The 24,720-nt window shown below is 43.0% G+C and carries 22 protein-coding genes; 8 read left to right on the top strand and 14 right to left on the bottom strand.

Annotated features, from left to right (window positions below):
- Positions 1-5 precede the first annotated feature (5 nt).
- The 7 genes from rodA to ACEZ3G_RS08590 form a co-directional block, all read right to left on the bottom strand.
- A complete protein-coding gene (rodA, locus tag ACEZ3G_RS08560) occupies positions 6-1,289 on the bottom strand; it encodes a rod shape-determining protein RodA (RefSeq protein WP_432425022.1) in 1,284 nt (427 codons plus the stop codon).
- On the bottom strand, positions 1,279-3,153 hold the full coding sequence (locus tag ACEZ3G_RS08565) for a peptidoglycan D,D-transpeptidase FtsI family protein (RefSeq protein ID WP_432425023.1): 1,875 nt from the start codon (positions 3,151-3,153) through the stop codon (positions 1,279-1,281). The genes rodA and ACEZ3G_RS08565 overlap by 11 nt, the downstream gene beginning before the upstream one ends.
- A 106-nt stretch (positions 3,154-3,259) precedes the next feature.
- Complete coding sequence (locus ACEZ3G_RS08570) at positions 3,260-3,769, bottom strand: rod shape-determining protein MreD (RefSeq protein WP_432425024.1); 510 nt, start codon at positions 3,767-3,769, stop codon at positions 3,260-3,262.
- Complete coding sequence (gene mreC / locus ACEZ3G_RS08575) at positions 3,759-4,580, bottom strand: rod shape-determining protein MreC (protein WP_432425025.1); 822 nt, start codon at positions 4,578-4,580, stop codon at positions 3,759-3,761. Before mreC ends, ACEZ3G_RS08570 begins: the two co-directional genes overlap by 11 nt.
- Positions 4,581-4,646: 66 nt before the next feature.
- Positions 4,647-5,675 (bottom strand): rod shape-determining protein, encoded by a 1,029-nt coding sequence (locus ACEZ3G_RS08580; protein ID WP_432425026.1) that lies wholly within the window; start codon positions 5,673-5,675, stop codon positions 4,647-4,649.
- Positions 5,676-5,740: 65 nt separating this feature from the next.
- The gene (purH, locus tag ACEZ3G_RS08585; protein ID WP_432425027.1) at positions 5,741-7,270 is read right to left on the bottom strand and encodes a bifunctional phosphoribosylaminoimidazolecarboxamide formyltransferase/IMP cyclohydrolase; all 1,530 of its coding nucleotides are present in this window, start codon (positions 7,268-7,270) and stop codon (positions 5,741-5,743) included.
- 93 nt (positions 7,271-7,363) lie between these two features.
- On the bottom strand, positions 7,364-7,816 hold the full coding sequence (locus tag ACEZ3G_RS08590; RefSeq protein WP_432425028.1) for a GAF domain-containing protein: 453 nt from the start codon (positions 7,814-7,816) through the stop codon (positions 7,364-7,366).
- Positions 7,817-7,931: 115 nt separating this feature from the next.
- On the opposite strand from ACEZ3G_RS08590, the gene ACEZ3G_RS08595 reads away from it, so the two are divergent.
- The 4 genes from ACEZ3G_RS08595 to ACEZ3G_RS08610 all read left to right on the top strand — a co-directional run bounded on the left by ACEZ3G_RS08595 (position 7,932) and on the right by ACEZ3G_RS08610 (position 11,827).
- Positions 7,932-8,345 (top strand): HYC_CC_PP family protein, encoded by a 414-nt coding sequence (locus ACEZ3G_RS08595; RefSeq protein WP_432425029.1) that lies wholly within the window; start codon positions 7,932-7,934, stop codon positions 8,343-8,345.
- Between the two features lie 129 nt (positions 8,346-8,474).
- Entirely contained in the window at positions 8,475-9,197 is a 723-nt protein-coding gene (locus ACEZ3G_RS08600) for a heavy-metal-associated domain-containing protein (RefSeq protein WP_432425030.1), read from the top strand.
- Between the two features lie 9 nt (positions 9,198-9,206).
- Positions 9,207-11,444: a TonB-dependent receptor gene (locus ACEZ3G_RS08605; RefSeq protein WP_432425031.1), complete on the top strand. Its 2,238-nt coding sequence runs from the start codon at positions 9,207-9,209 to the stop codon at positions 11,442-11,444.
- 26 nt (positions 11,445-11,470) lie between these two features.
- Positions 11,471-11,827 (top strand): heavy-metal-associated domain-containing protein, encoded by a 357-nt coding sequence (locus ACEZ3G_RS08610; protein WP_432425032.1) that lies wholly within the window; start codon positions 11,471-11,473, stop codon positions 11,825-11,827.
- A 414-nt stretch (positions 11,828-12,241) separates the two neighbouring features.
- On the opposite strand, the gene groL is transcribed toward ACEZ3G_RS08610, so the two are convergent.
- From groL to miaB, 7 genes are all read right to left on the bottom strand, one after another.
- A complete protein-coding gene (gene groL / locus ACEZ3G_RS08615) occupies positions 12,242-13,873 on the bottom strand; it encodes a chaperonin GroEL (RefSeq protein WP_432425033.1) in 1,632 nt (543 codons plus the stop codon).
- A gap of 95 nt (positions 13,874-13,968) precedes the next feature.
- Positions 13,969-14,247, bottom strand: coding sequence for a co-chaperone GroES (locus tag ACEZ3G_RS08620; RefSeq protein WP_432425034.1), 279 nt, complete (start codon positions 14,245-14,247; stop codon positions 13,969-13,971).
- A 142-nt stretch (positions 14,248-14,389) separates the two neighbouring features.
- On the bottom strand, positions 14,390-14,764 hold the full coding sequence (secG, locus tag ACEZ3G_RS08625; RefSeq protein WP_432425035.1) for a preprotein translocase subunit SecG: 375 nt from the start codon (positions 14,762-14,764) through the stop codon (positions 14,390-14,392).
- A complete protein-coding gene (locus tag ACEZ3G_RS08630) occupies positions 14,764-15,663 on the bottom strand; it encodes a hypothetical protein (protein WP_432425036.1) in 900 nt (299 codons plus the stop codon). The genes secG and ACEZ3G_RS08630 overlap by 1 nt, the downstream gene beginning before the upstream one ends.
- 12 nt (positions 15,664-15,675) lie before the next feature.
- The gene (locus ACEZ3G_RS08635; RefSeq protein WP_432425037.1) at positions 15,676-16,191 is read right to left on the bottom strand and encodes an LptE family protein; all 516 of its coding nucleotides are present in this window, start codon (positions 16,189-16,191) and stop codon (positions 15,676-15,678) included.
- A gap of 90 nt (positions 16,192-16,281) precedes the next feature.
- A complete protein-coding gene (locus ACEZ3G_RS08640; RefSeq protein ID WP_432425038.1) occupies positions 16,282-17,562 on the bottom strand; it encodes a sigma-54 interaction domain-containing protein in 1,281 nt (426 codons plus the stop codon).
- A gap of 68 nt (positions 17,563-17,630) precedes the next feature.
- Positions 17,631-19,076, bottom strand: a complete 1,446-nt coding sequence (miaB, locus tag ACEZ3G_RS08645) for a tRNA (N6-isopentenyl adenosine(37)-C2)-methylthiotransferase MiaB (RefSeq protein WP_432425039.1) — start codon at positions 19,074-19,076, stop codon at positions 17,631-17,633.
- 131 nt (positions 19,077-19,207) lie between these two features.
- On the opposite strand from miaB, the gene ACEZ3G_RS08650 reads away from it, so the two are divergent.
- The 4 genes from ACEZ3G_RS08650 to topA all read left to right on the top strand — a co-directional run bounded on the left by ACEZ3G_RS08650 (position 19,208) and on the right by topA (position 24,709).
- Entirely contained in the window at positions 19,208-19,936 is a 729-nt protein-coding gene (locus tag ACEZ3G_RS08650) for a hypothetical protein (RefSeq protein WP_432425040.1), read from the top strand.
- A gap of 217 nt (positions 19,937-20,153) precedes the next feature.
- Positions 20,154-21,398, top strand: coding sequence for an LVIVD repeat-containing protein (locus ACEZ3G_RS08655; RefSeq protein WP_432425041.1), 1,245 nt, complete (start codon positions 20,154-20,156; stop codon positions 21,396-21,398).
- Positions 21,399-21,402: 4 nt separating this feature from the next.
- On the top strand, positions 21,403-22,083 hold the full coding sequence (locus ACEZ3G_RS08660; protein ID WP_432425042.1) for a BPTI/Kunitz domain-containing protein: 681 nt from the start codon (positions 21,403-21,405) through the stop codon (positions 22,081-22,083).
- Between the two features lie 148 nt (positions 22,084-22,231).
- Complete coding sequence (topA, locus tag ACEZ3G_RS08665; RefSeq protein ID WP_432425043.1) at positions 22,232-24,709, top strand: type I DNA topoisomerase; 2,478 nt, start codon at positions 22,232-22,234, stop codon at positions 24,707-24,709.
- The last annotated feature ends 11 nt before the right edge of the window (positions 24,710-24,720 follow it).

Consider the following 24,720-nt stretch of genomic DNA (forward strand, 5'->3'; position numbering starts at 1 on the left):
AGGCATTAAATGCCTTCCTTGAGTCTGTTCGAGTCCAACTTCAGAAAAATAAAGAGTAGGGCGGTGAAACCCAACATACTCGACCCCCCGTAACTGAAAAAAGGCAACGGTATACCGATAGTCGGTAGTAAACCGATGACCATACCGATATTTATAACGTAGTGTATAAGAAGTATTGATATTACGCCATAACCGAACATGCGGGCAAAATCTGTTTTTTGCCTTTCTGCCAAATGAACCAAGCGCAGCAGTAAAAAAGTAAAAAGCAATACCACGGTCGTCGTGCCTATAAACCCCCATTCTTCGCCCACAGAGGTAAAAATATAGTCAGAGTGTTGTTCGGGCACAAAATCTCCTTTGGTGCGGGTTCCTTCTAGAAAACCTTTTCCGAAGAATCCACCAGATTCGATGGCTTTTTCAGATTGGTAGGTATTGTAGCCGATACTCTTTCTAATACTTTCAAGTTTTGCCGGGTCATTTTCCAACCGTAACCAAAGACTGAACCTGTCGCGGTGACGTTGTTCAAAGACATTGTTGAAAACGAAATTTACCGAAAACGAAAAAAGGATCGCAATAACCGTGAATGCGAACATTGGCAAGATGCGTATTCTTGATTTCTTTTTTTTCAGAATGAGAAAAAGTGTCAGCAGCAACACCAAGGTAATACTTACCCATATTGTGCCAAATATCAGGGTCGTAATAAAGACTAAAATTGCAATAAAGGCGATACCGAGATAATATAGGGGCAATCCTTCCCTGAAGATTACCATGACCAAGGCAAAAAAGACCAGGGCACTACCTGGGTCAGGTTGTGGAATGATCAAAAGCGCAGGAACCAAAATAATCAATAAAGCATAGAGTTGATCTCGCCCCTGTCTTATATCGGTCTGGATGTCACTTAAATACTTTGCCAGGGCCAAGGCGGTCGCCGCCTTTGCAATTTCAGAGGGTTGAAGGTTGAAAAAACCAAGATTATACCAAGAAGTCGCCCCGGCTATCGTTTTGCCGAATACGAAGAGTCCCAAAAGCAGAATTAGTGATATGACATAGAACAGACTTGCGAACCGCTCATAAAAATTGGCTTCAAGGGCTAGTATGACCACTATGGCCACCAGACTGGCGCCTATAAAGAACAATTGCTTTCCGTGCAGGGTATCAAAATCAAAAATGGACGGAGCGGCTTCATCGAACGTACTTGAGTAGATACTTACCCACCCGATGGTTATCAATGCTAGATAGATGAAGATTGACAGCCAGTCAATACGCTTGAGAATGCTCTTACCAGACATATTCGTTGATCTTGAACTCCTCGCCACTGTAGGGTTTGGCATATTCGTGTTCCAAGGTCTTTTCCAACATTCTCTTTTCGAGGTCTTTCCTTGTAATCTCGCCTTTCAAATATTTTTCGATCAACAATGATGCGATATGACCTGCATATCGGGCACCATAATAACCGTTTTGAATGTATACCGCAAGTGCGATTTTTGGTTTGTCGACCGGGGCAAAGGCCACGAAAACAGAGTTATCGGTCAATTGCGTCTTCACACTGTCTATTTTCATGAAATTTTCGACGGTACCGGTTTTTCCCGCTATTTCGATATCGGGTATTTGAATCCACTTCGCAGTACCTTTATCATAAACATCCGCCATACCTTGTATTACCGGTTCGAAATGATGCTTGTCGATTGTGGTCTGTTTGGGTTCGACGAAATCTGGAATACTGATTTCCTTGCCATCGATTTTTTTGAGGATGTGCGGAGTATAGAAAAAACCTCTATTGGCGATTGCAGCGGTCATGTTGGCCAACTGTAAAGGTGTTACGTTCACCTCGCCTTGGCCGATGGCATTGGAATAAGTCGTGGTGGCCGACCATCTGTTGTCGCCTTCACCATACCATTTGTTGTACAGTTCGGTGCTTGGTACACTACCGGGCCTGCCCGTATAAAGATCCGAGCCTAGATATGAGCCTAGCCCGAAGCTTCTGACATGTTTTTCCCATACATCCATTGCTTGGCTATTTGATGGAAACTGCTCGAAAATCTTTTTGTACGCACCTACAAAATAGGCGTTGCAAGATTTATAGATACCCGAGTTCAGATTTCTGACACCTCCTCCGCAATGACAGCCTTTTTTACTTCTTCCGATAAAGAAACCATGATAACATGTAAATTTTGTCGATGGGGTAATGGCACCCTCTTGCAAGGCAATCAGGGCATTGATGGCCTTAAATGGTGAACCGGGACTCTTTTCGAACGATATCGAGCGGTCAAATGTCGGTTTCGAGATCGAATCATAATGCAGTTTGCTGTAATTGGCCGATCGTTGTCGCCCGACCAAAAGTGATGGGTCGTACGTTGGCCCTGAAATCATGGCAAGAATTTCTCCTGAGGAAGGTTCAATGGCAACTATGCCGCCCCATTTGCCATGCATCAATCGCTCACCATACTCTTGTAGGGCCTTATCAATGGTAATGTTGATTTCGATACCTTGCTCAGGAAGCGTGTCCAAAGCACCATCTTTATATGGGCCGATATCTCTATTGAAACGATCTTTCTGAATATATTGTACGCCCTTGCGACCCCTCAATATATCTTCGTACACCTTTTCGACCCCGGTTCTGCCGGTCAGTTCTCCTTGCACGTAATACGGGTTTTTGGCAATATCGCGTTCATTGACCTCGCTGATATAGCCCAAGACATTTGCGGCACTGTTGGTATCGTAGTAGCGCAGTGAACGTTTTTGGATGTAGAACCCTTCGTAATGCCTCATTTTTTCCTGCAGGCGGGCATAGTCTTCCTTTGAAAGTTGATGTACCAAAACCGACGGAAGTCTTGGTGAATATACCCTGGCCCTATTTAAGGTCTTGATGAATTTTTCCTTCTCGATACCCAAAAGCTTGCAGAATTCAAGTGTGTCCAAAGGCTTTACCTCACGGGGTATGACCATCACGTCATAGGCAGGTTGATTGCCCACCAACAATTCTCCGTTACGATCATAGATGTAACCTCTTTCCGGATAATCATAAATGGCCTTGATGGCAGGATCTTCCAATACCTGATCGGGAGAAAAACTGAATATCTGTAAATATGATAGACGACCTATAAAGGTTATGCCAACTATGACAATTATGGATGACAGTAGAAATTTTTTCATCTAGGATGAAATTTTTGTTTGACTTTAAGGGAAGTAAAAATACCTCCCGACCGTTGTGATTAATACACCTGAACATCAGAAAATATGTCGTTCCCTATTTCGTTTTTCACTCCTTTTTGGTACTAAAAAGCGAGCCGAGCAGCAAACAGAGTACCAAGGAGGCCAAACCTATGGAAACTACTTTTTTCAATATTAGCAATATGTTGGCTAAACTGAAAATTTCCAAAGTAAAGAACACGGCATGGTGCACTATAATCAATAACGCTAAAAAAGTAAATTGTTGTACCCTAGTGGCGTTGCCCAGCTTAAAATTTTGAAATTCATAGTTGACACCGAAGACAAATCTCATAATGGCAGGTCTAAAATAGGCGATCGTTACCGTTGAGGCAGCGTGTATGGCCATCGTGTCCGAGAAAAAGTCGATTGAAATTCCCAACAGAAAACTTAACCCTATGAAAACCGCTCGGTTCTCTTTGATCGGATACCAGTATAAAAACATGATATAGACCATTGGGTTGATAAAGCCAAAGAAATTCAACCGATTAAAGACCAATACCTGTACCAGGACCAAAAGTATAAAACGCGCGATATTTATGAAATAGTTGTTACTGATCATCGCTTTTGGTCTCGGTTTGCAATTTGATAATCTCTTCCTGATTCTTGTTATAAACGATATAGATGTGTTTCAGGTCGGTCATATCGTTGAATAGGGCAACATCAATGGTGTATAGGCTTTGCGAGTTGTTCAGGTCGAATTTTTGTATGGTACCTATTGGAATATCGGCAGGGAATATAGTGCTCATGCCCCCAGTTACGATCGTATCGCCTATGGTGAGATTCGCCATTCTTGGAATGTCTATCAATTGAACGACATTGTAGTCTTTGGTATTCCATACCAACGAGCCAAATTGATCTGAATTTTTGATCTTTGCGTTAATGATCGAGTTCTCATTCAGGATACTCTGGACCGTTGCGAAGTTTTTGGATGTATTCTCCACGATACCCAAGATGCCATGATCCGTGATAACGCCCATATCAGGTCTGATGCTGTCTTTGCTGCCCTTGTCGATCGTAATATAATTTCTCGGATTGGCATAACTGTTCTTGATGATTTTGCCAGAGGTGATGGTATAGGTTTTTTGAACGGAATCCAAATCGACAGAATCTGTGGTCTTAAGATTGAAAAGGCGGTCTCGTAATCTTTTGTTTTCCTCGATCAGTTTGCGATTTTCTTCACCCAGGTCGAAATAGGTAAAGAAACTGTTGGAAGCCTCATAGATATTTCCCGAAATCCAGTTGCTCGAGTTGAAAAAGCGTGAGTGGTGATACGAATGTGATTGAATGGTAAAGGCTAGGGAGACCGTCAACAAAAAGATATAAAGAAGAAAGTTCTTATATCGTATGATAAAGTTGATGATCTGCTGCATGCGCTGTTCGGTTTAAAATAACCTTTTCTGACTTGAGCCCTTTATGACAAAGTACCTACCAAGATATTATTTGATAAGGATGCTTTTATACCGCTCCAAATTTTTCAAGGCGATTCCCGTACCGCGAACAACGGCTCTTAATGGGTCTTCGGCGATGTATACCGGAAGGTCCGTTTTTTGTGACAACCTCCTATCAAGGCCGCGCAACATAGACCCGCCGCCAGCTAGATAAATTCCCGTATTATAGATATCGGCGGCAAGTTCGGGCGGGGTTTGCGATAATGTCTCCATTACGGCATCTTCGACGCGAAGAATCGATTTGTCAAGGGCCTTGGCGATTTCGCGATATGAAATCTGTACTTGCTTTGGTTTCCCCGTCAGCAAGTCCCTTCCTTGAACCGATTTCTCCTCTGGCGGTGTCTGAAGGTCTTCGGTCGCCGATCCTATCTCGATTTTTATATTCTCGGCCGTGCTCTCACCAACATACAAATTATGTTGGGTACGCATATAGTAAATGATATCGTTCGTAAAGACGTCGCCCGCAATTTTGACCGATTTGTCACATACGATGCCACCTAACGCTATAACGGCGATTTCGGTTGTACCGCCACCGATATCAACGATCATATTTCCCTTGGGCTGCATAATGTCCAAACCGATACCGATGGCCGCGGCCATCGGTTCGTGTATCAAATACACTTCTTTTCCGTTCACGCGCTCTGCGGATTCCTTTACGGCCCGCATTTCAACCTCGGTAATGCCCGAAGGAATACAAATTACCATTCGCAGGGCGGGTGGGAACCATTTTTTCTTTAATGCCGGAATGTTCTTGATGAACATGTTGATCATCTTTTCAGAAGCATCGAAATCGGCTATTACCCCGTCTTTCAAGGGTCGTATGGTCTTTATGTTTTCATGGGTCTTGCCCTGCATCATGTTGGCTTCTTTGCCCACCGCGATTATTTTGCCAGTGATACGGTCTCTGGCAACTATCGAAGGACTGTCGACAACGACTTTGTCCATATGAATGATGAGGGTGTTCGCAGTACCTAGGTCGATAGCGATTTCCTCGGTCAAGAAATCAAAAAATCCCATTTTTAATTCGTTTGGTTATGTTACATGTATGCGTGGGGTGCATTTCATCGACAAAAGTAGTGAAATTAATGCTTGAAATGACGTGTTCCGGTCATGACCATCGCAACTCCATTTTCGTTACAATAATCGATACTCAACTGGTCCTTTATCGATCCGCCCGGCTGTATAACGCTAGAAATACCGTTTTTATGCGAAATTTCGACGCAATCTGGAAATGGGAAGAAAGCATCGCTGGCCATAACGGCGCCATCTAGGTCAAAATTGAACGATTTTGCCTTGTGTATGGCTTGATTTAGGGCATCGACACGAGATGTCTGTCCGGTACCACTTGCACATAATTGCTTGTTCTTGGCAAGAACAATGGTGTTCGACTTGGTATGCTTGCATAACTTGGAGGCAAAAATAAGATCTTCAAGCTCCCGTTCTGAAGGTTCTTTTTCGGTAACGTATTGTAGCTCGGCAACGGTATCGGTCTTAAAATCCTTGTCTTGGACCAAAACCCCGTTCAGGCAGGTCCGAACCAACGTGCCAGGCAATTCTATCTCATTTTGAATCAGGATAATACGATTTTTCTTTCCCTTTAAGATTTCCAACGCACCTTCAGAGTAAGAGGGTGCTATTACCACCTCACAGAAAAGTTTATGTATTTCATCCGCCGTTGGCACATCGATTTCAACATTACTGATAAGTATGCCGCCAAAGGCCGAAACGGGGTCGCCAGCAAGTGCATCAACATACGCCTGCTGAATGTTTTTACGTGTTGCAAGTCCGCAGGCATTGTTATGTTTCAAAATGGCAAATGTGGGATCGTCATTCTTGAACTCGCCAATCAAATTGACCGCGGCATCTACATCGAGCAAGTTATTGTACGAAAGTTCCTTGCCGTGGAGTTTGGTGAACATAGCTTCAAAATCACCGAAGAAAAATCCCTTTTGATGCGGGTTTTCCCCATACCGTAACACGCGGCCTTTGGTCTCGCTTATCTTGAGTACGGCCTCTTCGTGCCCTTTGTTGAAGTAATTGAAAATGGCCGTATCGTAATGCGATGACACGTTAAAAGCTTTTGCCGCAAAACGCTTACGGTCTTCGATGGTGGTACTTCCATTTTTTGCGGAGATCAATTCCAGAAAATCGGAATAGTCTTCCATCGAGGAGACGCAAAGAACGTCTTTGAAATTTTTGGCCGCGGCACGGATCAATGAAATTCCGCCGATATCGATTTTTTCGATAATATCTTGTTCCGAGGCTCCACTCGCTACTGTTTTTTCAAAAGGATAAAGATCGACGATCACGATATCCAATTGCGGGATATCGAATTCTTCCAATTGGGCGACATCGCCCTCATTGTCCTGTCGGTTCAAGATGCCTCCGAATACCTTCGGATGCAAGGTTTTGACCCTGCCTCCCAAAATGGAAGGATAGCTTGTCACCTCTTCGACGGGTATCACATCAACACCCAGTTCTTTGATGAATCTTTCGGTTCCGCCCGTGGAGTAGATCGTAATTCCCAGTTCTTGAAATTTTTTTACAATGGGCTCCAAACCGTCTTTATGGAATACCGAAATCAAAGCCGATGTTGCTTTTTTAACGCTCATTTTTACTTGCTTAAGGGTTTGTTATTGAGCCAGTAAAAGTAATTTTTTTGGTGGTAAAAAGCTTGGCAGGTTATCAACAAAAAAGGGAAAGTTTTAAAGAATTTCGGCCACTTTGGCGTTTACGAATTCAAGAAATCGTTCATCTTCCACGCTGAATGGATCGGGCGTATTGGAATCTATGTCGATCTGGCCGATATTTTTACCGTCTACGAAAAGGGGAACAACGATTTCGGCCTTCACCGTAATACTACAGGCGATATAGTTGTCTTGTGCACTTACATCGGGCACTACGAAGTTTTGATTACTAACGGCAACTTGTCCGCAAATACCCTTTCCGAAGGGAATAATTGTGTGGTCGGTCGGTTCTCCGGCATAGGGCCCCAATTTTAATTCCTCTTTGTCGCCGTTTTTGAAATAAAAACCTACCCAATCGTAATAGGGTACTGCCGATTTCAACAGTTCGCAAATAGCTTTCAAACGATCATCAATTGTCTTTTGAGGAGTATCTAAAATCTCGATAACATGCTGTTTTAGGTCTTCGAACATTGATTTTGATTCTAGTGGATTCGACGGCAAATTTAAGATAATTTATGTCCTAAATTTTCGTTAATCAAAGTACCACCTTATATAGTGGATTTGAATATTTCCTATTTTTGTGCCGATGAAGGAAACCGTACACAGACTATTCTCCATATTGATGGCCATGTTATTATTGGTTTCCACCACGTCATGGGCGGTTGACAAGCACTATTGTATGGGGCATTTGATGGATGTGTCCTTTTTTGCGAATGCCAAGGATTGCGGAATGGATATGACGCCTTCCGACGAAACCTCCAAAACGGAAGAGAAAAGCTCATGCTGCGATGATGAGACCATGGTCGTCGATGGTCAGGACAATCTAAAAATATCGGTGCAAGATATTGATCTGGGCCAACAATTCTTTTTGGTCTCCTTTACGTATTCCTATTTAAATATTCTAAGTCCCATTGAGGAACTCCCAGTTCCCAATGAACATTACCCGCCTCCCATACTCGTCAAGAACATTCACCTACTCGACGAGGTCTTTCTTATTTGATCACTATTTGTTTAATCGTTCCTGTGCACCAGGAAAGAACCCTTTTTTGATCCAAAACAGGCAATAGGGTCGGTTTGTAAAACGAAAAAACGATTTCCTCCCTCGAAGAAATCAAAAACAATAGTAATCATGAAACACACGTATAAAATTACCGGTATGACCTGCAGCAATTGTGTTGCGTCGGTCACTGAAAAATTATCAAAAGTCGAGAATGTCACCGGTCTCGAAGTGAACTTAAAAAGCGGTGAAGCCGATATTTCCATGAAAGAGCATATTCCTTTAAACATGCTTCAATCGGCACTTCCTGAAAAATACACAATTAGTGAAAAAAACGGGTACGTACCTGAATCTCTGGTTGACGACTTTGGCAATAAGTCGAAACTTCAGCAACTGAAACCATTGCTGCTCATATTTCTTTACTTATTTGCGGCCTCCTTTCTTTTGAACTACGGCGATTGGAATACTTCTGAAGCCATGCTTGATTTTATGGGACTTTTTTATATCGTCTTCAGTTTTTTCAAGTTGTTGGATCTCAATGGTTTTCCTGAAAGCTTTCGTATGTACGACCCGCTGGCAAAGGTGACACCTTTTTATGGATGGATTTATCCTTTTATAGAGTTGGCGTTGGGGCTAATGTTTTTGATGCGATATGAAATTACTATCGCCTTGATTGTCACATTGGTGGTTTTAGGGATAACCACAATCGGAGTTACAAAGACCTTAATGGATAAAAAGAGCATTAGATGTGCCTGTTTGGGTACCGCTTTAAAGCTGCCGATGACCGAAGCGACGTTCATTGAAAACGCGATTATGTTGGTCATGGCCATTACCATGATCTTAAAACTTGTTTAAACAGAGAAGATGAAAAAGTATATAGCAATGGCCGTAATGGCGTGTTCGACCTTTTCCTTTTCGCAGGACAAAGTAGAAGGTATGGTAATGGAATCAAATACAGAGAACAAGCACATAGGCCTTTCGGGTGCGAATGTGTATTGGATGGATTCTCAAATAGGCACTATCACGAATGAAGAGGGGTTGTTCAGTATTCCTTATTCCAAGGAATACAATAAACTGATAATCAGTTATATAGGTTTTGAATCGGATACCTTGACGATTACCGAACCCAAGATAGTACACCATTGGTTAAAACCTTCCAATGAGTTGGATGAGGTCGTGGTGCAGAAAGAGCGTGATGCACTTCAAAAAACTTATTTCAGCACCCAAAATGTGGTTACCGTAAACAGCGCAGAGCTTTTAAAGGCCGCCTGTTGCAACTTATCAGAAAGTTTTGAAACGAATCCTGCGATCGATGTCAATTTCAACGATGCCCTGACAGGGACCAAGCAGATCCAGATGTTGGGCCTGACGAGTCCGTATTTATTGATAACGCAAGAGAATATTCCCATGGTACGTGGCGCATCGCAGACCTATGGCCTCACTTTTACCCCGGGAACATGGGTCGAGAGCATACAGATCACCAAAGGGGCCGGGAGCGTGGTGAATGGATATGAAAGTATTTCGGGGCAAATAAATACCGAACTCGTTAAACCATTGACGGACAAAATGGTCTTCGTGAACGGCTATGCCAATAGAAATGGCCGTTTAGAGCTTAACACCCACCTGAACAAAAAATTCAGCGATAAGTGGAGTTCGGGCCTTTACATTCATGGCAATAGAAGGGATCATAAGGAAGATGGTAATGAAGACGGTTTTTTAGATGCCCCTTTGGCCAATCAGATAAATATAATGAACCGTTGGCAGTATCAGAATCCAGAAACGGGTTGGGTCAGTTTTTTGAACCTACGGTTTTTGAACGATGAAAAACAAGTGGGTCAAACCAATTATGACCCAGATACCGATAAATTCTTGGCCGATGTTTGGGGCAGTGAAATCGATACGCGACGTATTGATTCTTCCATTAAGTTGGGATATGTATTTCCGGAACTCCCTTTCCAGAGTTTTGGTTTTCAGGCCTCTTATAGTAAACATAAACAAGATTCATATTATGGACTCAAGCGCTATGATATTGACCATGAGAGCGTGTATTCGAACCTTATCTTCAATTCGATTATCGGAGATACCCGCAGCAAGTTCAAAACAGGGCTGACCTTCGCTTACGATGGATACCAAGAATTGGTCAATACCCAGAATTTTGAAAGGGATGACGCCTCGGTAGGGGCTTTTTTCGAGTACAGTTATGAGAATCTTGAAAAATTAAGTCTTACGGCCGGATTACGCATCGATTCGCACAACCGACTGGGAACGTTTATTACCCCAAGATTACATGTTCGATATACGCCTTGGGAACGCGCCAGCTTAAGGGGTTCTTTTGGAATGGGTAGAAGGGCGGCCAATATTTTTGCCGAGAACCAACAACTTTTCGCCACCTCGCGAAGCGTTCAAATTTTGGATGCCGGTGGAAGTATCTATGGACTTGATCCCGAAGAGGCCTTGAATTTCGGGTTCAGCTTTTTGCAAGGTTTTACTTTTCTGACAAGGCCGGGCAACATTTCATTTGATTTCTATAAGACCGATTTCAAAAATCAAGTAGTTGTCGATTGGGAAAACCCTAGAACGGTTACTTTTTACAATCTTGAAGGGAAGAGTTATGCAAACAGTTTTCAAGTGGAGGTCGACCATGAGGTTTTGAAAAACTTGGAATTGCGTACGGCCTATAAATACTATGATGTCAAGACCGATTATCGTTCGGGCAGTTTGCAAAAACCGTTACAGGCCCAACATCGTTTTTTTGCCAATTTGGGCTACAAGACCGAGGCCAAGGAGAATGGCTCACAATGGAGGTTCGATTATACGATCCACACATTGGGTGAACAGCGCTTGCCGAATACCGACGTAAACCCACCCCAATTTAGATTGGGCGGATTCGCAAATGGGTATAGCTTGATGAACGCACAGGCTACAAGGGTATTTTCCGATCAGTTCGAAATTTATGTAGGCGGTGAAAATTTGACTAATTTTAGGCAAACGAATCCGGTTTTGGGTGCCGATAATCCCTTTGGCGCAAATTTTGATACCAGTATCGTGTATGCACCGATAATGGGGCGTATGTTCTATGCAGGCTTTAGATATAAACTTTGAAAAATAAATCGATAAAATTTAAACAGATGAAGACAACATTCTTGACAATTGCAATACTACTTTTCTCCTTAACAGTTTTCGCGCAAGAGAAAAACAAGAAAATCAACATGGAGGTCGATGGCAAGTGCGAAATGTGCAAAATGCGCATCGAGAAAGCGGCCTTGGGCGTGAAAGGCGTGAAATATGCCCTTTGGGATATTCCTTCGCACCAACTTTCGATGGTCATTGATGAACGGAAGACCGACCCTATGAAGATAAAGACCGCCTTGGTCGAAGTCGGCCATGATACTAAGGAATTAAAGGCGACCGATGAAGCCTATGCCAATGTGCATCCGTGCTGTAAATATCGTGAGAATGATACAGATGATAGTGACACACACTAAAAACCAAAAGCTGCGTTCTTTTGGAAATAGTGGGTAGGCTATGAATTTTGGGCATATCGATGTCAATATAATTGTTCAAAAGTAGGTTCATAAAATTATTTCCGCCTATTTAATACACGGAAATAAGAACTAATTTTAATTGAAATTTTAAACATTTCAATCATGGCAACAGCAAAGAAAGCAGCTCCAAAAGCCGCCGCCAAAAAAGCCGCTCCTAAAAAGGCAGCGACCAAAAAGGCACCAGCGAAGAAGAAATAATCTGTTTGGGGGGCTTATCAGATAGGTCCTTTAAGATTCTAAGATCGAACCACTCGTGATTGACGGGTGGTTTTTGTTTTTGGCGACTTTCAATAAAACAAAAGCCGCTTGGAAAATTGGGTTCCAAGCGGCTTTGAAGTGTTTTAAACCGTCGACTTACATCATTCCGGGCATACCGCCGCCGCCCATAGAAGGGCCGGCCGGTGCATCTTCTTTGATGTCGGTCAAGGCACATTCGGTGGTCAAGATCATTCCGGCGACCGAGGCGGCATTTTCCAATGCTACCCGTGTCACTTTCTTGGGATCGATGATACCAGCTTTGAACATTTCAACGTATTTTTCAGATTTTGCGTCATAACCATAATCGGCTTTTCCGTCCAAAATCTTGGCCACTACTACAGAACCTTCGCCACCTGCATTTTCAACGATGGTGCGCAATGGAGATTCTATGGCACGGGCCACGATCTGTAGTCCGGTTTCTTCATCAGCGTTTTCAACCTTGACTTTTGCAAGCGCAGATTTTGCCCTTACCAAAGCAACACCGCCACCGGCAACGATTCCTTCTTCGACGGCAGCTCTTGTTGCGTGAAGCGCATCATCGACACGATCTTTCTTTTCTTTCATTTCGACTTCAGAGGCGGCACCGACATAAAGTACGGCTACGCCACCGGCCAATTTGGCCAAACGTTCTTGAAGTTTTTCACGGTCGTAATCAGATGTGGTCGTTTCGATCTGTGATTTGATCTGGTTGACACGAGACTTGATATCCTTTTGAACACCGCCGCCGTTGACGATGGTCGTATTGTCTTTATCGATGGATACTTTCTCACAGGTACCCAACATGTCAAGTGAAACATTTTCCAAAGAGAAACCGCGCTCTTCAGCTATTACGGTACCTTTGGTAAGAATGGCGATATCTTCCAACATCGCTTTTCTGCGATCACCAAAACCAGGTGCCTTAACTGCGGCGATTTTTAACGACCCCCTTAATTTGTTTACTACCAAAGTGGCCAATGCCTCGCCATCGACGTCTTCGGCGATGATCAACAACGGTTTTCCCGATTGTGCCACAGGTTCCAATACCAGCAGCAAATCTTTCATTGCAGAGATCTTCTTGTCGAACAAAAGGATGTACGGATTTTCAAGTTCCGCTGTCATTTTTTCAGAATCGGTCACAAAGTAAGGAGAAAGATAGCCTCTGTCGAATTGCATTCCTTCCACTACATCTACATAGGTATCGGTTCCTTTGGCTTCTTCAACGGTAATAACGCCTTCTTTGCCGACCTTTCCGAATGCCTGGGCTATCAACTCGCCAATGGTCTCATCGTTATTGGAAGAAATTGCGGCTACTTGCTTAATCTTTTCTGAAGAATCGCCGACTTTTTTGGATTGTTTTCCCAAATTTTCAACAATGGCCTCGACCGCCTTGTCGATACCTCTCTTCAAATCCATTGGGTTGGCACCGGCGGCAACGTTCTTCAATCCTTCTTTAACAATAGATTGTGCCAAAACAGTGGCGGTGGTTGTTCCGTCACCGGCCAAATCATTGGTTTTCGAAGCAACTTCTTTGACCATTTGAGCACCCATGTTTTCAAGGGCATCGGCCAGCTCGATTTCTTTTGCAACAGTTACCCCATCTTTGGTCACCTGAGGTGCACCGAATGATTTGCTAATGATCACGTTGCGACCTTTAGGCCCTAAAGTAACCTTGACCGCATTGGCCAAGGCATCTACGCCTCTTCTCAGGCCGTCGCGGGCATCAATGTCAAATTTTATGTCTTTTGCCATAATTATTGTTCTTTTTTATTTGTTTCCCCAAATTGTAGGGATGATTTTAATTGTTCTTTGTGTTTTGAAATTTTCGATTAAAGCGAAGCGAAATATTAGATGATCGCAATGATATATTTCTGTTGCATCATTAGGTAATCCTTGCCTTCCCATTTTAACTCCGTTCCACCGAATTTTTCGTAAATGACACTGTCACCTACTTTGACACTGATCGTCTCGTCTTTTGTGCCCGGTCCGACGGCAACGACTTTACCTTTTTGCGGTTTTTCCTTTGCAGTATCCGGAATATAGATGCCGGAAGCAGTTTTGGTCTCGGCCGCCATAGGCTCAATAAGAATTCTATCCGCCAATGGTTTAATACTAACTTTAGCCATATTGTTTAGTTTTTAAAATTGATTTTAAATTTCCCGTATGTTCGGGCATAAATTGTGCCAGTTCAAAGAAACTGACATTTTGTAAAATGAAAATGCCAGCTTGTCATTTTGGCTGGCATTTTTGATATGATGGATCGTTGATTTAAAGACTGTCCGTGGGGTCTGCCTGATCATTTGTCGGGGTGGCAGGCACCTCTTCAGGTACACTTTCGGGCACCGTTTCAGGTACTACGGTCTCAATATCGTCACCGTTCAGCAATTTAGAATCGGCATCACCAAAATTGCCTTTCAACGCAATGTTCGATGCCAATATCAGAACGACCAAAAGTATGGCCAAGGTCCATGTGCTTTTATCTAGGAAATCACCGGTCTTCTTAACCCCGCCCACGATTTGGGTGCTTCCTCCACCAAATGAAGAAGACAGGCCGCCGCCTTTAGGGTTCTGGACCATGATGACCAAAACCAGCAGGAAGCAAACGATGATAATAAGGATCAAGAATATTGAAAATGTACTCATTACTCTCTTGGATTTTCTTTTCGAATTTTTTCTATCGCCCGAATTCGGTCTGCAAAGAAACCACTTTTTTCCGGATATTTCAAACTTAAAATTTTGAATGCTTGTATGGCCTTTTTGTACTTTTTCTGTTCTAGATAGACCTTGGCCAAAGTCTCGGTCATCAACTCATTCTTGTCCAATTTGACCGAGGTCGAAATATCGACTTCAGAGCTGCTGCCTTCTCGGGGAATGATTTTAGGATTCTCTTCCAAGAACTTATCGATCAACTCGAATTTTTTCTTTTTAGAGTTTTCTTCCTTAGGTAATATTCCGGAATCATTATCCGAAGCCAAATCATCAACCTTCTTTATCTTGTCTGAATGCCCCGAACCTGAATCTTGCTTCTTTAAAGAGGTCAATTGTAACCACTCGCTGAAAGAATGTTTTTCGTTCTTGGTGAACGCTAAAGGTCTGCCCAATTCAAGTGAAGCAACCACATCATCCTTTTCGATTTGCTCATTTGTATTTGTGTCAGAACTTTTCGATTCGACCGACAACGGTTCTAAATCCGAATCGGGCTTCTTCGGCATTTGTTGTGTCGGCCTGTCTACAGAATCAACTTCGTTTTCTGTAGGTTCATCGTTGTTGCCAAGAATGGTCTTGGCTATGTCGTTCTGAAGAAATTCTTCAGAGGTTATGAAATCGAAAAGTACGTCCCTATCGGCAGTATATGCGGCTGCCACTTTTAAGGCGTTGTTATATTTGAAACTGTTTGCGTTTTTCAGGCCTTTAAGGTGCAGGGCCCTGGCGGCCTGAAAATAAGGGTATTCGTCAATGACATCTTCAAGCTGCGCGGTTTGTTCGGTTGAAACCACTTCATCTGGATGCTGTAACAAATATGTGAAATCCTGTACTTTCATGTCATGATCTGACTACCAATCGGCCAATGAGGCATTAAAAATATCCTGTGTGATCCTTTCGAAAATCACTTCATGTGCCTCATCCTTTACCGATGATAATTGTGCTGCCGCGGGGTAGTCGTAAAAGAAAGAAAAACGTTGGTCAAAGTCGGCATCTTCTTTGGTGTTGTTATAAAACCTGACTTTTACCGCGATCGACAACCTATTTTGGGCCGCGGTCTGTTGCGCGGTTGCACTCATTGGCGAGATGCGATATTCGACAATTTCACCCTCATAAACAAGGTCGCCGCCCGAAGCTACCAAGGTCAAACTCGACTGGTCTTGGATCCTGGTTTGAAGCGCTTGTGTAAAATCACGGTCCATGCCCGGTTCAAATATGGATCCCGGACTTTGCGTGGCATAATTTTGAAAATAGTCTACCCGAAAAGTCTCTGCCGTACCGACGTTGCCCCCTGTGAAATTATAGGCTCCACATCCAGAGATCATACTGACGGTCAAAAAAATAAAAATGGCCTTAACGTTTCTCAAGATTTTATAATTTTTAACACCTAACACCTAACACCTAACACCTAACACCTAACACCTAACACCTAACACCTAACACCTAACACCTAACACCTACAAATCGTACTGTTTTATCTTCCGATAGAGCGTACGTTCAGAAATACCCAACTCGGCCGCCGCAGCTTTTCGCTTTCCTCGATTACGCTCCAACGATTTTTTGATGAGCTCTATTTCCTTTTCATGTAAAGATAGGGTTTCCTCTTCCTCTATTTCTTCCGCAAAATGATACTTGTCCTCTTGTTGTATATGCTGAGGAACCGGTTCTACAGGCGGGTGGTTCGGTAGTTGAAGTACTTCGGTTGCCACTGTGTCCTCCACGTTGTCGTCGACAGTATTTTTCTTGTCGTTGCCGTATATTTTTTGGATCAAGGTCTCGTTTTCTTCTTGAACCTTCTCTGAACTATCATGCTTCAACAGTTCTAAAGTGAGCTTTTTCAGATCATTAAGATCACTTTTCATATCAAAAAGCACTTTGTACAATATTTCACGCTCTGTGCTGAAATCACCATCTTTCTTATTGGTGCCCACCACTGCCGGTAAATTCGAGCTACTTGCAGAGGGTAGATAGCCGTTCAAAGTGATCGCCGAGATATTCCTGTTCTCTTCTAGAACCGAAATCTGCTCGGCAATATTTCTAAGTTGACGGATGTTTCCGGGCCAGCGATAACGCAATAGCAATTGAATGGCGTCGTCATCCAATCGAAGTGTCGGCATTTTGTACTTCTGCCCAAAGTCGGAAGCAAATTTTCTGAACAATAAGTGAATATCATCTTTTCGCTCGCGCAATGGGGGAATATTGATTTCGACCGTACTCAATCGATAATAAAGATCTTCTCTGAACTTTTCTTTCTTAATGGCCTCGAACATGTTTATGTTGGTAGCGGCAACGATTCGTACATCGGTCTTCTGTACCTGTGAAGAACCGACCTTCAAAAATTCGCCGTTTTCCAAAACCCTAAGCAATCGCACTTGGGTGGTCAATGGCAGTTCGCCGACTTCGTCAAGAAAAATGGTTCCGCCATCGGCTACCTCAAAGTAACCGCTTCGGGTCTGAGTCGCTCCGGTAAAAGCACCTTTTTCGTGACCGAAAAGTTCACTATCTATCGTGCCTTCGGGAATTGCCCCACAGTTTACAGCGATATACTTGGCATGTTTTCTGTGCGACAGGGAATGGATGATCTTGGGAATGGATTCTTTGCCGACACCGCTCTCTCCCGTCACCAAAACAGAAATATCGGTCGGGGCGACCTGAATGGCTTTTTCAATGGCACGATTGAGTTTTACATCGTTGCCGATGATTTCAAAACGTTGTTTTATTGCCTGTACGTTTTCCATTGATTGTCTTTCACACTTGTAACCGTGCCCTTGCCTTCAACTGAAAGTACTTGGGCCAAATTTTTGCTTTAATTATTTTTTGAATACCCCATGGCCTTGCCGATCAACGTGGCAGAGGTACAACTATCCATTCGTACCATTACGAAATCGCCCACTTTATAATTTTCCTTGGGAAAGACCGCTACCGTATTCTGCGAATTGCGGCCCATAAAATGGTCGTTTGATTTTTTCGAGACCCCTTCGATGAGCACTTCTTGAACTTGGCCCAAATGTTGTTCGGTACGCTCTTGGCAATGTTTTCGCTGTAGTTCAATGATTTCAGATAGCCTTCTTTTTTTTGTTTCGAAAGGTACAGCGTCTTTCAATTTTCTGGCGGCCATTGTGCCCGGTCTTTCAGAATAGGCGAACATGAAACCGTAATCGTATTTTACATATTCCATAAGCGATAGCGTATCTTGATGGTCTTCTTCGGTCTCGGTCGGAAAACCAGCTATCATGTCTTGTGAAATTGCGCAATCGGGAATAATCTTCTTGATATTGTCGATAAGTTCGAAGTATTCTTCGCGAGTGTGCAAGCGGTTCATTTCCTTAAGAATGCGATCGCTTCCGCTTTGCACGGGCAGGTGAATGTAATTGCAGATGTTCTCAAACTTGGCCATGGTATGGATTACGTCCAAGGTCATGTCCTGCGGATTCGAAGTCGAAAATCGAATGCGCATTTTAGGTTGCGCCGAAGCTACCATACCCAAAAGGTCAGAGAAATTGACGGCCGTCGCCTTTTGCATATCGGACGCTTTGACAAAGTCTTTTTTCAACCCACCGCCGTACCAAAGATAACTGTCGACGTTCTGGCCCAGTAGCGTAACCTCTTTAAAACCTTTTTTCCATAGATCGTTTACCTCATTAATGATAGAAAGTGGGTCGCGACTCCGTTCTCGGCCCCGTGTAAAAGGTACGACACAAAAGGTGCACATATTGTCGCAACCGCGTGTAATGGTCACGAATGCCGTGACCCCGTTCGTATTTAACCGCACCGGCGCGACGTCACCATAGGTCTCTTCCTTTGAGAGTATGACGTTCACGGCGTTTCTACCTTCATCGATTTCTTGCACGAGGTTCGGCAGGTCTTTGTAGGCATCTGGCCCGACGACCATATCGACGATTTTTTCCTCTTCCAGCAATTGGCTTTTCAATCGTTCTGCCATGCAACCCAGAACACCCACCTTCATATGGGGGCGTTTTTCTTTTACTGCATTGAACTTTTCAAGGCGTTTTCGAACGGTAAGCTCTGCTTTCTCGCGAATCGAACAGGTATTGACCAGTACTAGGTCGGCATCTTCGAGGTTGTCAGTAGTATTGAACCCTTCATTGGCCAATATCGAGGCCACGATTTCACTGTCCGAAAAGTTCATTTGGCAACCATAGCTTTCGATATAAAGCAGGCGCGTGTTCTTGACATTATCCTTGGTCGACAATGCAGTGCCTTGAATCGATTCGTTTAGTACCTTCTCCATAAGCCGCCATTTTCTTGTAATCAAATGGATGGGCAAAGATAGCATTATATTCAAAAAAGTGACATTATGACAGTTTATTTTAGAACTATTTTAGCGTTTATGGTTACCTTTAATCGAGTAAATCAGCGGCTATGAATTTTACAGCGGTTAATGAACGAATACTATCGAGCAGGAGTTTGGATTTTGGCAGCATCTTTGGCCGATCCATCGAATTGTTCAAAAAAGTGTGGTTGCAAGGTTTCATAACCTTGTTTTTAACATTTGTGACCATAATACCGTTTTATGTGCTCTTTTATCTACCCCTGATCGGGGCTGGAATATCAGACCCGGAAATGGTACGAACAGAAGAGTTACCACCGGTAATTCTTGTATTGATGATGTGTTTGTTTCCTATTCTGTTAATGGCAGTGATGACCATTGCGCTGGCATTTAATGCGGCTTTTTTAAGGATATGCAGACAAAAAGATTTGAGCGAAAATGGTCGTGAGGATTATTTCCATTATTTCAAAAAGAGGTATCTGGGCAAATGCCTTGTGCTTTCTTTAATGATGATCGGTCTTGGTTTTTTGGGGATGCTGACATGTGGGGTCGGGCTGATCTATGTAATCGTGCCTTTGTATATCATGCCCGCTTTTTTAGCCTTTGACGAAGAATTATCACCGATCGAGATTGTCAAGGCCAGCTTTTCATTAGGGAATAAAAATTGGTTGACCGTTTTCGGATTGGTATTTTTGATGGGAATTTTAGCTGAACTGGGCATACTGTTATGCATAATTGGGGTTTTCTTTACCGCAATGCTCGCTAAAATACCTGCCTATTTTATATATAAGGATAGCATAGGCATCTCTTTTAACGATTAGTCTTTCGTCGAGTTTTTTGAATTCTTGCGCAACTGTTTTGGGTCGATGACATCTAGTAAGAAAAGACCAAAAAAAAATTGATTATGAAATGAGTATAAACAAATTTAATTTTTTGCATTACGACCGAAATGATTAAATTTTTTATGCGAAAGCGCAGTGGTTGATCTAAGCAGAAAAGTTTTGTTTGATTATTTACTCAACAAAAATTTTTAAAGAGATGAAAAAGAAATTTTTATTCGTACTGTTTGTAGCTTCCCTTGGGTTATTATCATGTGAAAAAAATGATGACAACAAATATGCCGATTATCTTGTGGCCAGACCCTTAAAGGTCAGTATGGCCGAATTCAAGAACGGTGTTGATGTAATCGCCCCCAAACCCGTTGAAGAATCGGGTAAAATTTATGCCTATCAAAATTATATTTTTGTTAATGACAAGTACCGTGGCGTTCATGTAATTGACAATACCGACCCTAGTAATCCCAAGAAGATTTCCTTTATCAAGATTGCCGGCAATGTCGATATTTCCATAAAAGATGATTATCTATATGCCGATAGCATTACCGATTTGGTCGTACTTGACATATCCGACATAAACAACATTACCATTGTGAACCGTTTGGATAATGTGTTGCGAGATAATGTTGTGTGGCCCGCCGAGGCCGATATTTTTGAAAGTGAAAATATTGATTACGAGAATGAGATTATCGTTGGTTGGGAAACGGTCACCGAACGAAGGCTTATTTCTGAATATGAGAAAAATATTTTAAGGGGAGATGTTTTCGCATTGGCAGAGACCGCAAACGATGCGTCTGTTGGTCAAGGCGGTTCGCTGGCAAGATTTAAGATTGTCGAAAATTATCTTTATGCGGTCGATAGCCATAATATCAATGTATTTAATATAGAAGATCTGGAGAATCCGCAAGACCTAGAGGATGTTTATGCCGGATTCGACATTGAAACGATTTTTAACCGTGGCCAACATTTGTTTTTGGGTAGCATGCGAGGTATGTATATCTATGATATTTCTTCACCGGCCACACCGACATTTGTTTCCGAATTTCAACATGGCACAGCTTGTGACCCGGTGGTGGTCGATGGCGATTACGCCTATGTAACGCTTCGGGGCGGTAATTTTTGTGGAGCGACCGAAAGTGGACTTTTCATTGTCGATATTTCGAACATTGGCAATCCTGAGTTGAAGATTTCCTACCCCATGGACGGACCCTATGGACTCGGAATCAAAGATGAAAAACTTTTTGTCTGCGATGGTGATTCTGGTCTAAAGGTTTACGACAAGACCGATGTTGAGAATTTGGTGGCCTTGAACCACTTTGAGAACATCAACACCTTCGATGTAATTCCTTTGGAGAATTCACTTCTAATGGTAGGTGAAGATGTTTTATATCAATACGAATATTTAGAGAGCGACATCGCCTTGATGAGTACGTTGCAACTGAATTGATACAATGTTTGAATTGTCTTTGTTCAACGCCGACAAGTTAAGACTTTGGGCAAAATCGATTTTGGTTTTGCCCATTTTTGTGATTTCTTGTGACGATTTTGACGATGCAACCGATCTTGCCGTAAACGATTATTTGATTTTCGGCCACTTTTATGGGGAGTGCTCTGGCGAAGGTTGTATCGAGATATTCAAGCTCGAAAACGGTTCCTTGTTTGAAGATACACAAGATATTTATCCCAATGCCATTTCTTACTACAGGGGTAATTACATGATCTTGAATGTTGACACCTTTAATGGCGTCAACGATTTGACGACTTTTTTTCCGTTAAGGTTATTGGGCGAAAATGACAGGATAATTGGAAGGCCTGATGCAGGTGATTGGGGCGGACTGTACATCGAATACAACGTCAATGGAACACGAAAGTTTTGGCTCATTGACCAAAAGAAGGATAATGTTCCACCATACCTACATACTTTCATTGATAAGGTAAATGAAAAGATCCGTTTCATCAATAATAAGGGCAGATGTGGTTTGGCGCCGCAATCGGGAAACTGTGAGGCGGCGATACCGAAATATTACTACGACCCACAAGATGGGGAATGCAAAGAGTTTATCTGGGGAGGTTGCGATGGCGTAGTTCCGTTCCACACCTTGCAAGACTGCCGCGAATGCCTATCGGACTGATTGCCCGAACCTTTAAAATTGAAATCTTTCGCCTTGCACACATGCGGTTTTAACGCCCTTTAGAGCAGGGCTTTTTTATTCCATATATATTAAGGTATAAGTGCATATTAAAATTTTCGTATACATTTGTTCCCTCAAAAACCGATGAATGGCCAAGAATTTAGTGATAGTAGAGTCACCTGCAAAGGCAAAGACGATTGAAAAATTTTTAGGAAAAGATTATAAGGTAGAGTCCAGTTTTGGACATATTGCCGATTTGCCCTCTAAAGAACTGGGTGTCGATGTCGACAATAATTTTGAACCGAAATATATTGTCGATAACGAGAAAAAGGCCTTGGTCAAAAAACTTAAGGACCTGGCAAAGAAAGCCGAGACCATTTGGTTGGCCAGTGATGAAGATCGTGAAGGAGAGGCTATCTCATGGCATTTGGCCGAAACCTTAGATCTTGATAAAAAAAAGACGAAAAGAATCGTTTTCAACTCGATTACCAAATCGGCGATTCAAAAGGCGATAGATAATCCGCGTGATATAAACTATAACCTTGTCAACGCACAGCAGGCACGCAGGGTGCTGGATCGTTTGGTGGGGTATCAGCTGTCGCCCGTGCTTTGGAAGAAAATAAAACCGGGACTATCGGCAGGACGAGTGCAGTCGGTCGCGGTACGCTTGATCGTTGAGCGCGAAAGGGAAATTGAAGCGTTTGCTCCAGAGGCTTCCTTCAAGATTTCCGCAGAGTTCAAAACGAATGACGGTAGTGTGTTCACCGCAAAACTTTATAAGACATTTTCGTCAAAGAATGAGGCTGAAGCTTTTTTGAAACAGAATATCGGGGCCAGCTTCACAGTTGCCGAACTTGACAAGAAACCTGCTAAAAAATCACCTTCGGCACCTTTCACAACCTCTACCTTACAACAAGAAGCCTCGCGAAAACTCTATTTTTCAGTTGGCCGCACCATGCAGGTTGCGCAACGTTTATATGAAGCAGGTTTGATTACGTACATGAGAACCGATAGCGTGAATTTGTCGGGCGAGGCTATAAATGCCGCCAAAGAGGCCATAATATCCAACTACGGAAAAGAATATAGTACGGTACGTAATTTCAAGGGCAAATCAAAAGGGGCCCAAGAGGCGCACGAGGCCATTAGGCCGACCGACATCAATAATCAAACCCCTTCGTTGGAACGTGATCAGGCCAAGCTTTATGAATTGATTTGGAAACGAACCATTGCCTCCCAAATGAGCGATGCACAGTTGGAACGTACCAACGTAAGGATCAAAACGAATACGCATTCCGACGAATTTACCGCCAATGGCGAAGTAATCAAGTTCGATGGATTTTTAAAGGTTTACATGGAAGGCCTTGATGATGAAGATAAGGCCGAAGAACAGGAAGGTATGTTACCTGCCATGAAAATAAACGATGCCCTTACCAACAACTACATCAGCGCGACGGAACGTTTTTCGAGACCACCTTATCGTTTTACCGAGGCATCCCTTGTTAAAAAACTTGAAGAACTGGGTATCGGAAGACCCTCGACCTATGCACCTACCATTTCTACAATACTCAATAGGGGCTATGTCGAAAAAGGAACCATAGAGGGCACTGAAAGAAAATATACTCAATTATTGTTGAAATCGAACGAGGTCAAAGAAAAGACCTTGACCGAAATGGTCGGTTCCGACAAAGGAAAAATGGTGCCCACCGATATTGGTATGATCGTGAACGATTTTTTGGTAAGCCATTTTGCCAATATTCTCGATTATAATTTCACGGCCAAAGTTGAAGAAGATTTTGACGAAATTGCCGAAGGCAATGAAGATTGGCAGAAGGTGATGAAAGATTTTTATAAAGACTTCCGCCCTAATGTTTTGGATGTCGAAGAGAATGCCGATCGTGCCAGTGGTGAACGGGTTTTGGGCGAGGATCCGAAAACCGGAAGGCAGGTTTCGGTACGTTTGGGTAGGTTTGGCCCGATGGTCCAGGTCGGTACGGTCGATGATGAAGAAAAACCGTTGTTCGCGAGTCTGTTGCCAGACCAGTCATTGAATACGATTACTTTCGAAGAGGCCATGGAACTCTTTAAACTCCCTCGTGATCTTGGGGTTTTTGAAGGGGAGGAAATTGCGGCTAATGTTGGCCGTTTTGGACCTTATGTGCGGCACGGAAAGAAATTTGTTTCGCTGCCAAAAGGAGAGAATGCCATGGAGGTCACATTAGAAAGGGCAATAGAGTTGATCAAGGAAAAGCAGAAAGCCGATGCGCCCATTGCAGCATATGAAGGTAAAGACGTGGTCAAGGGCGTTGGTCGTTTCGGGCCCTTCATTAAATGGGACGGCATGTTCATCAATGTGAACAAAAAGTATGATTTTGACAACCTCACGCAAGCCGATATCGAAGAACTCATCGAAGCCAAAAAGCAAAAGGAAATAGAAAAAGTTGTGCAAGACTGGCCTGAAGAAGGCATTCGCATTGAAAAGGCGAGATGGGGCAGACATAATATCCTGAAAGGCAAGGTCAAGGTAGAGCTTGCCAAAACGGTCGATGCCTCAAAAATGACCTTAGAGGAAGCCAAGGCCTTATTAGAAAAGAAAGCGCCCAAGAAAAAGGCCAAGACGAAAAAGTAACCTATCTTTTG

Origin of the sequence: Meishania litoralis (assembly GCF_042611095.1) — a bacterium.
Lineage (GTDB): Bacteria > Bacteroidota > Bacteroidia > Flavobacteriales > Flavobacteriaceae > Meishania > Meishania litoralis.

What these genes read in the sequence shown, in the direction of transcription:
- rodA (WP_432425022.1), bottom strand. Translation starts at nt 1,289, where the DNA reads ATGTCTGGTAAGAGCATTCTCAAGCGTATTGACTGGCTGTCAATCTTC.
- ACEZ3G_RS08565 (WP_432425023.1), bottom strand. Translation starts at nt 3,153, where the DNA reads ATGAAAAAATTTCTACTGTCATCCATAATTGTCATAGTTGGCATAACC.
- ACEZ3G_RS08570 (WP_432425024.1), bottom strand. Translation starts at nt 3,769, where the DNA reads ATGATCAGTAACAACTATTTCATAAATATCGCGCGTTTTATACTTTTG.
- mreC (WP_432425025.1), bottom strand. Translation starts at nt 4,580, where the DNA reads ATGCAGCAGATCATCAACTTTATCATACGATATAAGAACTTTCTTCTT.
- ACEZ3G_RS08580 (WP_432425026.1), bottom strand. Translation starts at nt 5,675, where the DNA reads ATGGGATTTTTTGATTTCTTGACCGAGGAAATCGCTATCGACCTAGGT.
- purH (WP_432425027.1), bottom strand. Translation starts at nt 7,270, where the DNA reads ATGAGCGTTAAAAAAGCAACATCGGCTTTGATTTCGGTATTCCATAAA.
- ACEZ3G_RS08590 (WP_432425028.1), bottom strand. Translation starts at nt 7,816, where the DNA reads ATGTTCGAAGACCTAAAACAGCATGTTATCGAGATTTTAGATACTCCT.
- ACEZ3G_RS08595 (WP_432425029.1), top strand. Translation starts at nt 7,932, where the DNA reads ATGAAGGAAACCGTACACAGACTATTCTCCATATTGATGGCCATGTTA.
- ACEZ3G_RS08600 (WP_432425030.1), top strand. Translation starts at nt 8,475, where the DNA reads ATGAAACACACGTATAAAATTACCGGTATGACCTGCAGCAATTGTGTT.
- ACEZ3G_RS08605 (WP_432425031.1), top strand. Translation starts at nt 9,207, where the DNA reads ATGAAAAAGTATATAGCAATGGCCGTAATGGCGTGTTCGACCTTTTCC.
- ACEZ3G_RS08610 (WP_432425032.1), top strand. Translation starts at nt 11,471, where the DNA reads ATGAAGACAACATTCTTGACAATTGCAATACTACTTTTCTCCTTAACA.
- groL (WP_432425033.1), bottom strand. Translation starts at nt 13,873, where the DNA reads ATGGCAAAAGACATAAAATTTGACATTGATGCCCGCGACGGCCTGAGA.
- ACEZ3G_RS08620 (WP_432425034.1), bottom strand. Translation starts at nt 14,247, where the DNA reads ATGGCTAAAGTTAGTATTAAACCATTGGCGGATAGAATTCTTATTGAG.
- secG (WP_432425035.1), bottom strand. Translation starts at nt 14,764, where the DNA reads ATGAGTACATTTTCAATATTCTTGATCCTTATTATCATCGTTTGCTTC.
- ACEZ3G_RS08630 (WP_432425036.1), bottom strand. Translation starts at nt 15,663, where the DNA reads ATGAAAGTACAGGATTTCACATATTTGTTACAGCATCCAGATGAAGTG.
- ACEZ3G_RS08640 (WP_432425038.1), bottom strand. Translation starts at nt 17,562, where the DNA reads ATGGAAAACGTACAGGCAATAAAACAACGTTTTGAAATCATCGGCAAC.
- miaB (WP_432425039.1), bottom strand. Translation starts at nt 19,076, where the DNA reads ATGGAGAAGGTACTAAACGAATCGATTCAAGGCACTGCATTGTCGACC.
- ACEZ3G_RS08650 (WP_432425040.1), top strand. Translation starts at nt 19,208, where the DNA reads ATGAATTTTACAGCGGTTAATGAACGAATACTATCGAGCAGGAGTTTG.
- ACEZ3G_RS08655 (WP_432425041.1), top strand. Translation starts at nt 20,154, where the DNA reads ATGAAAAAGAAATTTTTATTCGTACTGTTTGTAGCTTCCCTTGGGTTA.
- ACEZ3G_RS08660 (WP_432425042.1), top strand. Translation starts at nt 21,403, where the DNA reads ATGTTTGAATTGTCTTTGTTCAACGCCGACAAGTTAAGACTTTGGGCA.
- topA (WP_432425043.1), top strand. Translation starts at nt 22,232, where the DNA reads ATGGCCAAGAATTTAGTGATAGTAGAGTCACCTGCAAAGGCAAAGACG.